This window comes from Streptococcus uberis (assembly GCF_900475595.1).
Classification (GTDB): domain Bacteria; phylum Bacillota; class Bacilli; order Lactobacillales; family Streptococcaceae; genus Streptococcus; species Streptococcus uberis.
The window spans coordinates 457,163-470,287 of the sequence record NZ_LS483397.1; the positions used below are offsets into that span (position 1 = coordinate 457,163).

The following is a 13,125-nucleotide window of genomic DNA, read 5'->3' on the forward strand; positions in this document are numbered from 1 at the left end:
AACAGTCATGTGAGACTGTTTTTTTTTTTAGATGAGACAAAGGTCTTGCTATGGAGTAATATTTTTGCTATGCTATAAGTGTCTTCAGGGCAGGGTGAAATTCCCGACCGGCGGTGACTAGTCAACTAGAAGTCCGCGAGCGCAAGCTGATGTGGTGAAACTCCACAACCGACAGTAGAGTCTGGATGAGAGAAGACCGGGTTTTTTGAGTATGCTTTTTTGTGCTACTTAATTACGAAGGAACTTCTTTCAATTTGAAAAAATTGGAGGAATTTTTTATGTCAAAAACACATCGTTTGGTTATGGTTGCAATACTTTCAGCCATTTCATTTTTACTAATGTTTTTTAGTTTTTCAATTATCCCAGGTGCAGATTTCCTGAAAATTGAATTATCTATTATCCCTGTTTTATTGGGATTGGTTTTAATGGACTTAAAGAGTGCTTACGCTATTTTAATTTTGCGGTCACTTTTAAAACTAATCTTAAACAATAGTGGCGTGAATGACTTTATTGGTTTACCAATGAACATTCTTGCTTTAGGAATTTTCGTCACTGTTTTTGCCGTGATTTGGAACAATCAAAAAACCTTGAAACAATATATAGGGGCAAGTCTTATTGGAACGCTATCCTTGACCACTGCCATGCTAGCATTCAATTACTTTTATGCTATTCCCCTTTATGCTAAATTTGCAAATTTTGATATTGCTGCATTTATTGGCATTGCAAAATATCTTCTTGCAATGGTACTTCCTTTTAATATCATTGAGGGGTTCATATTTGCTATTTCATTCTATATTGTGTATATTGCTAGTAAACCTGTGTTAGAAAGATATACAAAATAATTTATGAAAAACAAACAAGACTACTTTATTCGTTCATCATTTGCTTTTTTATTTTTTGTGATGTTGGGCTATACTGTTCGTTTTTACCCAATGTCTTTAGTTACTTTTGATGATACCATTCAGAATGCCGTTAGAGGAAATCTCCCTAATAGTTTTACCCTTTTTTTTAAACATGTCACTGTGCTTGGTAACGTCCTGAGTCAGGTTATGTTGGTAGCAAGCCTTTCCCTTATTTTCTATCTTAAAAAATGGAAGGCCGAAGCCCTGTTTTTGCTAACCAATGGTTTAATGTCAGGTTTAGTTGTTATGATTTTTAAGCTAATTTACCAACGTTTGCGTCCAAGTTTGGAACATATTGTCTATGCTGGAGGGTTTTCTTTCCCAAGTGGCCATGCATTAGGATCAATGATGATTTATGGTGCTTTGTTAATTATTTTTTTAGGTCGTGTGACAAACAAGAAATGGCGATATCTATTAGTGTCATTTATGACAGGTCTCATCCTTTTGATTGGGATATCTCGTATCTATTTAGGTGTCCACTATCCAACTGATGTTATTGGCGGTTTTGTTTGTGGCTTTGGTTTCTTAAATCTTTTTTTCCCTTATTATCAAGAAAAACGTTTTAAATGGCGTTTTCAATCAAAACAAGAATAAACAAGAACATCTCATTTGGAGTTGTTCTTTTTTAGTGGTATTGTGCTAAAATAGGGATATGAAGAAACGATATAATACCCTAAACGACTACTATAGACAATTATTTGGGCAAAAGATTTTTAAGGTTCCAATTGATGCTGGTTTTGATTGTCCTAATCGAGATGGTACCGTGGCCCACGGAGGGTGTACTTTTTGTACAGTGTCAGGTTCAGGCGATGCCATAGTTGCTCCAGATGCACCAATAAGGGAGCAGTTTTACAAAGAAATCGATTTTATGCATCGCAAATGGCCAGAGGTCAGTCAATACCTGGTCTACTTTCAAAATTTCACAAATACGCATGCTCCAGTTGAAGTCATTAAGGAACGTTACGAACAAGCTATAAACGAACCAGGAGTCGTGGGCATTAATATAGGAACAAGGCCGGACTGTTTACCGGATGAAACGATAGCCTATTTAGCAGAACTGTCTCAACGAATGCATGTTACAGTCGAATTAGGATTACAGACAACTTATGAAACTACTTCAAAACTCATCAATAGGGCTCATTCCTATGACTTATATAAAGAAACAGTCAAACGGTTAAGAAAGTATCCTAAAATCGAAATTGTCTCGCATTTAATTAATGGTCTACCAGGTGAAACGGCTGAGATGATGATTGAAAATGTGAGACGCTGTGTAACGGATAATGACATACAAGGCATCAAATTGCACCTCTTACATTTAATGACGAATACACGCATGCAACGCGATTTTCATGAAGGCAGATTACAATTACTTAGTCAAGAAGAATATGTTTCAATTATCTGTGATCAATTGGAAATTATTCCCCAAAACATTATCATTCACCGGATTACGGGAGATGCCCCACGGGAGATGTTAATTGGCCCTATGTGGAGTCTAAATAAGTGGGAGGTCCTAAATGCTATAGATTTAGAAATGGAAAGACGAGGGTCTTTCCAAGGATGTCGTTTACTTTAGCAAAAAATATTGCTTAGTCGTCAAAAGGAGAAAAAATGGCTGAAAATATTATTACCATCGATCATCTCTCAAAATCTTATGGTCGTCATTTAGCTTTAGATCAGTTAAGCTTAACTGTTGAAAAAGGAGAAATTTTTGGTTTTTTAGGTTCAAATGGGGCTGGAAAATCAACAACCATTCGATGTCTTTTAGGACTCATAAAATACCGAAAAGGAAAAGTGACCCTCTTTAATGACCGTTATCATAGTTTGGAAGAAAGCTTGGACCATATTGGTTATATGCCTTCAGAAGCCATGTTTTATCCAAATATGACTGTCAAACAAGTCATTGACTTTGCTGCCAAAGCCCATCCAAATCATGATTGCAAAAGAGAAGCAGATAGACTTTGTAAACTTTTAGAAGTTCCCTTACAGAAAAAAATCCAAGATTTGTCTCTTGGAAATCGAAAAAAAGTGAGCATTGTTTGTGCCCTACAGCACCAGCCAGATTTACTTATTTTAGATGAACCAACCTCAGGTTTAGATCCATTAATGCAAGAGCGCTTTTTCCAAATCATTCTGGATGCTAAAGAAAAAGGGAAGACCTGCTTTTTATCTTCGCATGTCCTTTCTGAAGTCAAGGCCTATTGTGACCGAGTGGCAATCTTAAAAAAAGGGAAACTACTTGCCGTTGATAGGGTTGAAAATATCATGCATAGCCAGAAAAAGCAAGTGACCATTTGGAAAGATGGTCAATCCATTACAAAAACCTTTGAAGGGAAACTGTCTGATCTCCTTTCTGATTTATCAGAAATAAAGCCAGATGATTTACTCATTGAGGAACCAAGCTTAGAAGATTTATTTATGCATTATTATAAGGAGGATGTCAAATGATAAGACATGAATTACGGCAAGGCCGAAAGAGCCTCCTTATTTGGGCGATATGCGTTGGACTTAGCAGTGCCTTATGCATCCTCTTATATGAAAGCGTTGCAGATAGTATTAAAGAGATTGCCAACCTCTATCAAAATATGGGGGGTGTCTCCAAGGCTTTGGGAATGGACAAAGTCTCCATAGCGACATTAGGAGGCTATTATGCATCGGAGATTGCATTGATTTATTCCATAGGCGCAGCCATGTATGCAACCATGATAGGAATATCACTCTTGTCTAAGGAAGAAGAAGCACATACAGCTGAGTTTCTCTTTAGCCTACCAATTGGACGGGCCAAAATCTTGCGTCAAAAATTTGTCAGTATGTTATTTTCACTCATCATTTTTAATGGTATTGCTATTAGTATCGAATACCTGGCATTGGTTAAGGTAAATATGTCCTTTGATTATGGGGCCTTTGCTAGTTACCATTTGCTAGTCTTTTTATTACAAGTTGAAATGGCTAGTTTTTCTTTTATGATTTCTGCTTTTTCAAGAAAAAAACTGATTGGTTTTGGGATGGGATTAGCATTAATGGGATATTTTATGGATATTATTTGCCGTTTGGTGGATAAGGTCGATTATTTAAAATATGTGACACCTTTCTATTATGCTAATGCTACTGATCGCTTTGCAGGTGAAACATTAGATTGGCTGATGCTTCTCATTGCGGTAAGCGTTATTGTGATTTCCTATCTCATTGCTCATATTGTCTTTCGTAATCGTGATTTAGCAAGTTAAGGAGAAAAAATGAAAAAACCAATTCAAATGTCACATGACTTTTTAGAAGAATGGGTGACCAAAGATAGTATTTTTGTGGATGCTACTGTTGGAAATGGGAATGATACCCTGTATTTTGCACCTTTAGTTAAAAAAGTGTATGCATTTGATATTCAAAAAGAGGCGATCAGTCGTACCCAACAAAAATTAGAAGCCAATGGCATTGAGAATGTCATTTTGATTCATGATGGCCATGAAAATGTTAATCACTATGTGCAAGACATAGATGCAGCCATTTTTAATTTAGGTTATCTGCCTCATTCAGATAAAAAGATTGTCACCAAGTCTTCGACAACGCTTCAGGCCATCGAAAAAATTTATGAGAGACTGGTAAAGGGCGGTAGAATTGCTTTAATGGTCTATTATGGCCATGATGGAGGAGAAGAGGAGAAAGATGCCATTTTACAGTACCTAAGTACAATGGATCAAAAGCAAACAACAGTTATGGTCTATCAATCCCTTAATCAAGTTAATTGTCCCCCTTATTTAGTCATGATCGAGAAGTTAGCCAATTAAGACAATGATTTTTAAAAGATTAGTCTAAATTTTAGAATATTTAAGGATAAAACAAAGCTCCCACTATAAAACTATGATATAATGAATGTACTATAAACTTTTTTAGGAGTATCTATTAATGGAAGACCCTGTGAGTCAGCCCTTATATTTTCAATTATTATTGCTTATTTTCTTTACTATTTTAAATGCTTTTTTCTCAGCCAGTGAGATGGCTTTAGTTTCCTTAAACCGATCAAGAGTTGAACAAAAAGCAGCAGATGGTGATAAAAAATATATCCGCTTACTTAATGTCCTAGACAAACCTAATCATTTTCTATCCACCATTCAGGTTGGTATCACTTTTATTAGTCTGTTACAAGGGGCTAGTTTATCCGCTTCCTTGGGGGAAGTTATTTCAGGTTGGCTTGGTGGTTCAGCAACTGCCCAAACAGCCGGTACGGTCATTTCATTGATTTTCCTGACTTATATTTCGATTGTTTTGGGTGAACTTTATCCAAAACGTATTGCGATGAATCTCAAAGATAAGCTTGCCATCATCTCGGCTCCAGTTATTATCGTTTTAGGAAAAATCGTTAGTCCCTTTGTTTGGTTATTATCTGCCTCAACGAATCTTTTAAGCCGCATCACACCAATGACATTTGATGATGCTGATGAACAGATGACTCGTGATGAAATTGAGTACATGTTGACCAATAGTGAGGCAACCCTGGATGCAGAAGAAATAGAGATGTTGCAAGGGATTTTCTCTTTAGATGAGTTGATGGCGCGTGAAGTCATGGTGCCTCGAACAGATGCATTCATGATTGATATCAATGATGATACTTTGGAAAATATCCAAGAAATCTTGAAGCAAAGCTTTTCACGAATTCCAGTTTATGATGTGGATAAAGATAAGGTTATTGGGCTTGTCCATACCAAACGTCTCTTAGAAGCTGGCTTTAAAAAAGGCTTTGAGAATATCAATATGCGTCGCATTCTTCAGGAACCTCTCTTTGTCCCTGAAACGATTTATGTTGATGATTTATTGCGTCAATTACGTATTACACAAAATCAAATGGCGATACTACTCGATGAATATGGGGGAGTGGCAGGTCTTGTCACTCTAGAAGATCTTTTAGAAGAAATCGTTGGAGAAATTGACGATGAAACCGACAAGGCAGAACAATTTGTCCATGTCATTGGGGAAGATACCTATATCGTTGTTGGAACGATGACCCTAAATGAGTTTAACGAGTACTTTGAAACGGAACTTGAGAGTGATGATGTCGACACTATCGCTGGTTTTTATATAACAGGAATTGGAACCATTCCAAGTCAAGAAGACAAGAAACCCTTTGAATACGAAAGTAATGGCAAGCATTTAACTTTAATCAATGATAAAGTTAAAGATGGTCGCATTACCAAATTAAAATTGTTGGTTTCTAATATAGAACAGATAATTGAGGAAGACTAGGATAAGACCTAGTCTTTTTTATGAAAAATGATATAATGAAAATGTAAAAACGGTTACAAAAAACAAAGGAGCTGACATGGAAGAAATAGATTATGGACAAGTAACGGGAATGATTCATTCCACAGAAAGTTTTGGGTCTGTGGATGGTCCAGGAATCCGCTTCATCATTTTTATGCAAGGCTGTAAAATGCGTTGTCAGTATTGCCATAATCCAGATACCTGGGAAATGGAAACCAACAAGTCAAGAGAACGAACAGTTAGTGATGTCCTTAAAGAAGCATTACAATACAGACACTTTTGGGGCAAAAATGGTGGTATAACAGTATCTGGAGGCGAAGCTATGCTCCAAATTGATTTTATCACTGCACTCTTTATAGAAGCTAAAAAACTAGGTATTCATACCACTCTGGACACTTGTGGTTTTGCTTATCGTCCTACCCCTGAATACCATCAGATCTTAGATAAGTTATTGGCTGTCACTGACTTAATCCTCTTGGATTTAAAGGAAATTGACGAAGAGCAGCACAAGATTGTGACACGACAACCCAATAAAAATATTCTCCTTTTTGCACACTATTTGTCAGATAAAGGGATTCCGGTCTGGATTCGTCATGTCTTAGTACCGGGATTAACAGATATAGATGAGCACCTTGAAAGACTTGGTGACTTTGTCGCAAAACTAAAAAATGTTGATAAATTTGAAATCCTCCCTTATCATACAATGGGTGAATTCAAATGGCGTGAACTAGGTATTCCTTATCCATTAGAAGGTGTCAAACCTCCCACAAAAGAAAGGGTACAAAATGCAAAAACCATCATGAAAACAGAATCCTATACGGAATACATGAATCGCATTCACCGTTCGTAAGTAAGACTGAGAGTTTTTAGCTTTCAGTTTTTTTCATTTTTAGTAATTGACATACTTTGATTTTAGCTTCCATTTCTGCTAAAATAAAGTGAATAAAGAGAACGAGGTACTATAATGTCTAAAGTTTTAGTTTTTGGTCATCAAAATCCAGATACAGATGCTATTGCATCTTCATATGCTTTCGCCTATTTAGCAAAAAATGCTTACAAAATGGATGCTGAAGTGGTTGCTCTAGGTGAGCCAAATGAAGAGACAGCATTTGCGCTTGATTACTTTGGTGTTACTGCTCCCAGAGTTGTTGAATCAGCAAAAGCGGAAGGTGTTGACACAGTGATCTTAACTGACCACAATGAATTCCAACAATCCCTTTCTGATATTAGCGATGTTACTATTTTTGGAGTTGTGGACCATCATCGTGTTGCTAACTTTGAAACAGCTAATCCACTATTTATGCGTGTTGAGCCTGTTGGTTCAGCGTCATCAATTGTCTACCGTATGTACAAAGAAAATAATCTAGAAGTGCCTAAAGAAATTGCTGGTCTTTTACTTTCTGGTTTAATTTCAGATACATTACTTTTAAAATCTCCAACAACTCATATGACTGACCATAAAGTTGCTGAAGAGCTTGCAAATCTTGCTGGCGTTAACCTAGATGAATATGGTATGTCTTTATTGAAAGCAGGAACAAACTTAGCTAGTAAATCAGAGGCTGAATTAATTGATATTGATGCCAAAACCTTCGAGTTAAATGGTAATGCTGTGCGTGTTGCTCAAGTTAATACTGTCGATATTGCTGAAGTTTTAGAACGTCAAGATGCTATCGAAACAGCTATTTCGGATGCCATTGTAAAAGAAGGTTATTCAGATTTTGTCTTAATGATTACTGATATTGTAAACTCAAACTCTGAAATTTTAGCATTAGGTTCAAATATGGACAAGGTAGAAGCAGCCTTTAACTTTAAACTTGAAAATAATCATGCCTTTTTACCAGGTGCTGTATCACGTAAAAAACAAGTTGTCCCACAATTAACTGAAAGCTTCGGCGCATAACATGTCTTACATTGTTAATTTTAAAACAGTTGAAACGTCATTGTTGGAAGAGAGTCCGGTAAAAGATGTTCTAGCTGGTTTAAGAGCCAATGAGGCCCGTTATTTCTGGAATAAATATAAAATAGAGTACGAAGTTTTTACTCCAGAAGAAAGACCAGAAATTCTTCCATTTATCGAGTCAGTTTTAGCAGAACGTGATATGGTTTTTCCATATAAAGCACTATGTGTTTCGCAAATGGAAGTAGATGGCATCAATTGGTCTCATGTTTATTATGAAAATGGTTTAGCCGTTAATGTGCTTTATACCTTAGCAGAAGGTGGCAAGAGAGCTGTTGGTTTTAAATTATCCAATGGTATTGAGATTCCTAAAGAATTTGAAGGGAAATTCAAATTTGCCCGTCAACGCTCCAAATTAGCAGGAGAAATAAGAGGAACTTTCTTTGTTGTTAAAGGCAGTTACCTCTGAGAAAAAGTGGGCTAGCCCACTTTTTTTAGCTATCAGTCCGTCCAGAATTTGGTATAATAGGTCCATGTTAACAATTATAAATCCCAATAAGATGACCAAAGACCCATTTTTTCTAGACTTAATCAATTACCTGGATTCAGAAAATGATGTGACTTTAAGGCAATTAAAAAAAGCCTTTTCCCATATTCCAAACCTTGATCGGAAACTGGATACCTATATCAAAGAAGGTTTTGTTAGTCGTGCTAACCGAAGGTATCAATTAATGCTACCAGCCTTGCCTGAGTGGTCTGAATTAAGATTGGATCAGATGCTCCTGCTATCAACAACTAGTCCTTTTTATCAAACTTTGCAAGAATTAGAATTTGTAACAGAGCTCTGCAATCAAACAAATGAGTGTCTCATTTTAGAAAAGACCCGTTTTGAACGGCAAGAATTAAGCCTATCAAACTATTTCTACAAGCTCAAAAACGGCTATAAGCTAAGTCCAGAGCAAGAACCATTATATGCCTTGCTTGGAGATGTCAATCCAGAATATGCCCTAAAGTATATGAGCTCATTTCTTTTAAAATGTCTTAAAAAAGATAGTTTTAAACAGAAAAGACCCGATATATTTTGTCAGGCCTTGCTTATTTTGGGTTATCTTAAGGAAGTTGATTTTCAAACCTATGCCTTGAACATGGCAGTAGATAAGGAAAGGTTCATTTTTACAGCATTTTAAAAAGAGTTGGTTCCAATCAACTCTTTTTTGGTTTTTCTTGCATTAAATAAAGGAAATAAGGTGCTCCTAGAAGAGAGATAATGATTCCTGTAGGAATGTTTGAGCCCACTAAGAAGACGCGTGTCAATGTGTCAGCAAGTAGTAGGAAAATCATACCAAGCAAAAGACTTAAAGGGAGATTTAGGCGATGATCATCACCAATAAAGTAACGACTGACATGTCCAGCAATTAATCCAATAAAAGTGATGTTTCCAATCAAGGTCACACTGATTGCTGCGAGGCAGGTTGCCAGTGCAAGTATGATTTTTCGCTCTCTTTGGACATTCATCCCTAAGGCAGTTGCCATATCATCACTCATAAGGAGGATGTTTAAGGTATAGGATTTGCTGTAGGTAAAACCCCATAGAAGAACTAAGAGTGGTGCTGTTAACAGAATGGCATTCCAATCATCACCAATGATGCGGCCGCTTAACCAATTAAGAACGTAATCCACCTTATAACGATTCACATGACCCACGACAGCAATCATTAAACTGGATAACATCATGGAAAAACCAACACCGGTAATGATTAAAGCTGTCGGTTGAATGGTTTTTTGTTTGGATAAAGATGCCATATAAACAAGTACAAGTGTCAAAAGTGCTCCCAAAGTTGCCAAAAAAGGAAGGAAGGCCATATTTAAGGAATTGTCACCTTTTCCATGACTAATCAGCAAAGCAATCATAAACCCAGCCCCTGCATTAATCCCTAAAATTCCTGAATCAGCAAGAGGATTTCGGGTTAAGGTTTGAAGTAAGTTTCCGGCTAAAGCCAAAGAGGCTCCACCAAATAAGCAGGCTAGAATTCTGGGTAGTCTAATTTTTGTGATTATGAAGGTCATAGCTGGACTAGCCTTCCCAAACAAGCAATCCCAGACTACATGTATCGAAAAGCTAGAATCCCCAATGGACAGAGAAAGGAGTATTAATAGGATTAGGATAAGAGATAGACAAATTCCAAAATAGAAAAGCTTTTGTTTCTTCATTCTCGTCCTCCTTTTCTGACAAGCCATAGAAATACTGGTAAACCAACCAAACTAATGACAGCAGTTAATGGTGTCTCGTAAGGGGGGGTGATGGTTCGACAAATCAAATCAACGGCCATCATAAAAGTAGCACCGCTAATGGCAATTAAAGGCAGACGTCTTTGATAGGTAGATGGAAAAAGTGCTTTAACAAAGTGAGGAATAATAAGTCCAAGAAAGGAAATATTTCCAGCAAGAGCAACAGAAGCTGAAGCCATTAAAAGAACTAAAGCCATAAAAATAAGCGTCAGTAGCAGTGTATTTTGGCCTAAAGCTTTTGATCTTGTCTCGCTAAGGCTAAGAATCGTTAACTGATGAGCTAATAATTGTGTCATAATGAGGCCAAAGCCAATAATAGGGGCAATATGATAAAGCATTTGCCAATTGACTGCGACAAAACCACCTGCTTGCCAACCGATAATTCTGTTAGCGAGCTGAAAATAGGTTGTGATAGCCTGTCCTAATGCTGTCAAAAATGTTGATACCATAGCACCGGCAAGAATTAAGCGTAATTGTTGGTAGCCTTTTCCAATTTGATAAGAGAGACTAAAAACCATCAATGAAGCCAGAATCGAACCCGATAAACAGACCAGTATAATACTTGTGTAATGTAATTGATGGAAAAAAGCATAGGCAACCACTAATCCAAGGCCTGCACCGCTATTGATTCCGAGTAAGCCTGGGTCAGCAATAGGATTTCGAGTAATGCCTTGCATAACAGCACCAGATACAGCAAGTGCAGCTCCAACAATGATAGTGGCTAGTACTCTTGGGAGTCGGATATTTAGAAATGTAAGTGTCAAGCGTGATCTGTCAGTTGGGTTTTGGATGATATCTCCTAATGTGTCGTGTGAAAATGTGACAGCACCAAAACGAAGGCTGACATAACCTACAATAAAAAAGAGAAGTCCTAATGTGAAAAAAACAAGCCAAAAAGATTTTGGCTGTTTTAAGGAAGTTTGGTTTGTGTCCGTCATAAAAATCTTCCTAGTTGTGAGTTTTCTGAGTCAAGATAGCATCCGTTAAGGTTTTTAATTCATACTCTAATGACAGAGGGTCAGTGAAATAAAAGGTATTCGCATTAACTTTTATGACATGATTTTTTTGAACGGCTGGTATATTTTTCCAAAGGTCACTTTCATAAAGAGAAGAACCTGTTTTTTCATCCTCTGCAGCGACAACGACATAATCACCAATATAATCTGGAAGAACTTCTTGTGAAATGGACAAATAGCCTTTTGGGAAAACCTCCGTTTTTACTTTTTCTGGAGCTTGATATTGGAAGGCTTGGTGAATGATTTCGCCACCACGACCCCAATCTTTACCGAAAAGATAGATATCTTTCTCATATAATCCCATTATGGTAAAGGTAGCATCATTACCTGTAACTGCTTTAACGTCACTTTCAAAAGAAGCTGTTTTTGTTTTCCATTCCTGTAACCATTTGTCGGTTTCTTTGGTTTTGTTAAAGACTTTACCAAAATCTGAGAATACCTGTAAATAGTCATGTTTGCGGTATTCAATGGAAATAAGCGGAGCGATTTCAGCTAATTGACTGATATTTTCTTCATTTGAACCCACAATAATTAAATCAGGTTCCAAGGCCGTAATGCTTTCTAGGTCGGTTGCAGAGACAACTTTAGCATCCTTGATGTATTTCTTTAAGACGGGATTTTTGTGATCATAAGAAGTGATTCCAACTAGTGGGATATCGAGCTTTGCCAAATAACCGGTGTAGGTTGAAGATAAACTAACTACTCTTTTAGGGTTTTCTGGTACCTTCCCTTTATAGGTAAAACCAGAGATCTTTGGCATTTGTGATAGTTTTGTTTTATGTTCTTCTTGCTTTGTGCTTTGTGATGAACATGCAATCAATGATAATGTGCTGAAAATCAACACTAATGTGACAAGTAATTTTTTCATGAATTCTAATCTCCTAGAACAAATTTATATGAGTTTATAAGATAAAAGGATAGGACAGTTATAAATGGGATCTTGGGTAAGATGAGCTTCAATTCCAAAAATATCCCTGATAATTTCAGGAGTCATGATTTCAGAAGGGTCTCCTTGGTAGGCGATTTTACCATCTTTAATGCTAACCAAATAGTCTGAATATCGAGACGCTAGGTTTAAATCATGCAACACCATGATGATTGTCTTCTGAGATTCTTTATTTAAGGATTGGAGCAATTCCAAGATTTCCAATTGATGATTAATATCGAGATAGGTTGTAGGCTCATCTAAGAAAATTAAAGGAGTATCTTGGGCTAGAGCCATTGCAATCCATACACGTTGTTTTTGACCACCAGAAAGTTGGTCGACCAATTGGTTGGCCAGTTCTTGGGTTTTTGTCATTTCCAAGGCCCAATCAATGATCTTTTTATCGTCTTCGGTTAGCTTTCCTAAGCGACTTTGATAGGGATACCGACCGAATGAAACCAATTCATAAACACTGATGCCATCTGTAATGTCTTGCACCTGTGGTAGAAGTGCCATTTTTTTGGCAATTTCCATTGTAGGCATTTTAGCAATGTCTTGGCCATCTATCAGGATGTTCCCTTTTTGATTGGGAATGATACGAGTCAATGCTTTCAAAAGTGTTGATTTCCCACAACCATTAGAGCCTATCAGCGATGTTATTTTTTGACTGGGTAGGTTGATGGTCAAATCGTTAATGATGACTTTTTGGTCGTAAGCGACAGATAGATGATTGGCATTAATGGTTGACATAGGTCACCTCCTTCGTTAGGGATACTTACTAAAAGCTATCTCATTATAGCATAGAAAAAAGCCATCAGAAAGGTTTTTAAATGAGTTTTTTATTAT

15 protein-coding genes and 1 riboswitch are annotated in these 13,125 nt (G+C 36.9%); of the genes, 11 read left to right on the forward strand and 4 right to left on the reverse strand.

Going from position 1 to position 13,125, the window contains the following annotated elements:
- Nucleotides 1–76: 76 nt before the first annotated feature.
- A riboswitch (FMN riboswitch) is annotated at nucleotides 77–201 on the forward strand.
- Between the two features lie 77 nt (nucleotides 202–278).
- The 11 genes from DQM95_RS02600 to DQM95_RS02650 all read left to right on the forward strand — a co-directional run bounded on the left by DQM95_RS02600 (nucleotide 279) and on the right by DQM95_RS02650 (nucleotide 9,236).
- Entirely contained in the window at nucleotides 279–842 is a 564-nt protein-coding gene (locus DQM95_RS02600; RefSeq protein ID WP_037592441.1) for an ECF transporter S component, read from the forward strand.
- 3 nt (nucleotides 843–845) lie between these two features.
- Nucleotides 846–1,496: a phosphatase PAP2 family protein gene (locus tag DQM95_RS02605; RefSeq protein WP_012657946.1), complete on the forward strand. Its 651-nt coding sequence runs from the start codon at nucleotides 846–848 to the stop codon at nucleotides 1,494–1,496.
- Between the two features lie 58 nt (nucleotides 1,497–1,554).
- Nucleotides 1,555–2,475 carry a TIGR01212 family radical SAM protein gene (locus DQM95_RS02610; RefSeq protein ID WP_012657947.1) on the forward strand — a complete coding sequence of 307 codons (921 nt, stop codon included), beginning with the start codon at nucleotides 1,555–1,557 and terminating at the stop codon, nucleotides 2,473–2,475.
- A 35-nt stretch (nucleotides 2,476–2,510) separates the two neighbouring features.
- Nucleotides 2,511–3,347, forward strand: coding sequence for an ABC transporter ATP-binding protein (locus tag DQM95_RS02615; protein WP_012657948.1), 837 nt, complete (start codon nucleotides 2,511–2,513; stop codon nucleotides 3,345–3,347).
- On the forward strand, nucleotides 3,344–4,126 hold the full coding sequence (locus DQM95_RS02620; RefSeq protein WP_037592438.1) for an ABC transporter permease subunit: 783 nt from the start codon (nucleotides 3,344–3,346) through the stop codon (nucleotides 4,124–4,126). Before DQM95_RS02615 ends, DQM95_RS02620 begins: the two co-directional genes overlap by 4 nt.
- Before the next feature lie 9 nt (nucleotides 4,127–4,135).
- The gene (locus DQM95_RS02625) at nucleotides 4,136–4,681 is read left to right on the forward strand and encodes a tRNA (mnm(5)s(2)U34)-methyltransferase (protein ID WP_012657950.1); all 546 of its coding nucleotides are present in this window, start codon (nucleotides 4,136–4,138) and stop codon (nucleotides 4,679–4,681) included.
- Nucleotides 4,682–4,799: 118 nt separating this feature from the next.
- Nucleotides 4,800–6,134 (forward strand): hemolysin family protein, encoded by a 1,335-nt coding sequence (locus DQM95_RS02630; protein WP_012657951.1) that lies wholly within the window; start codon nucleotides 4,800–4,802, stop codon nucleotides 6,132–6,134.
- 76 nt (nucleotides 6,135–6,210) lie between these two features.
- A complete protein-coding gene (gene pflA / locus DQM95_RS02635; protein WP_012657952.1) occupies nucleotides 6,211–7,002 on the forward strand; it encodes a pyruvate formate-lyase-activating protein in 792 nt (263 codons plus the stop codon).
- A 114-nt stretch (nucleotides 7,003–7,116) separates the two neighbouring features.
- Complete coding sequence (locus DQM95_RS02640; protein ID WP_012657953.1) at nucleotides 7,117–8,052, forward strand: manganese-dependent inorganic pyrophosphatase; 936 nt, start codon at nucleotides 7,117–7,119, stop codon at nucleotides 8,050–8,052.
- Between the two features lies 1 nt (nucleotide 8,053).
- A complete protein-coding gene (locus tag DQM95_RS02645; protein WP_012657954.1) occupies nucleotides 8,054–8,518 on the forward strand; it encodes a hypothetical protein in 465 nt (154 codons plus the stop codon).
- Nucleotides 8,519–8,582: 64 nt separating this feature from the next.
- A complete protein-coding gene (locus DQM95_RS02650) occupies nucleotides 8,583–9,236 on the forward strand; it encodes a DUF1803 domain-containing protein (protein ID WP_037592535.1) in 654 nt (217 codons plus the stop codon).
- 16 nt (nucleotides 9,237–9,252) lie between these two features.
- On the opposite strand, the gene DQM95_RS02655 is transcribed toward DQM95_RS02650, so the two are convergent.
- The 4 genes from DQM95_RS02655 to DQM95_RS02670 are packed head-to-tail and all read right to left on the reverse strand — an operon-like array spanning nucleotide 9,253 to nucleotide 13,029.
- A complete protein-coding gene (locus DQM95_RS02655; RefSeq protein WP_037592437.1) occupies nucleotides 9,253–10,260 on the reverse strand; it encodes a FecCD family ABC transporter permease in 1,008 nt (335 codons plus the stop codon).
- Nucleotides 10,257–11,276 carry a FecCD family ABC transporter permease gene (locus tag DQM95_RS02660; RefSeq protein WP_037592436.1) on the reverse strand — a complete coding sequence of 340 codons (1,020 nt, stop codon included), beginning with the start codon at nucleotides 11,274–11,276 and terminating at the stop codon, nucleotides 10,257–10,259. The genes DQM95_RS02655 and DQM95_RS02660 overlap by 4 nt, the downstream gene beginning before the upstream one ends.
- 10 nt (nucleotides 11,277–11,286) lie before the next feature.
- A complete protein-coding gene (locus DQM95_RS02665) occupies nucleotides 11,287–12,222 on the reverse strand; it encodes an iron-hydroxamate ABC transporter substrate-binding protein (protein ID WP_037592435.1) in 936 nt (311 codons plus the stop codon).
- A gap of 24 nt (nucleotides 12,223–12,246) precedes the next feature.
- Nucleotides 12,247–13,029: an ABC transporter ATP-binding protein gene (locus tag DQM95_RS02670; RefSeq protein ID WP_037592434.1), complete on the reverse strand. Its 783-nt coding sequence runs from the start codon at nucleotides 13,027–13,029 to the stop codon at nucleotides 12,247–12,249.
- Nucleotides 13,030–13,125 lie beyond the last annotated feature (96 nt).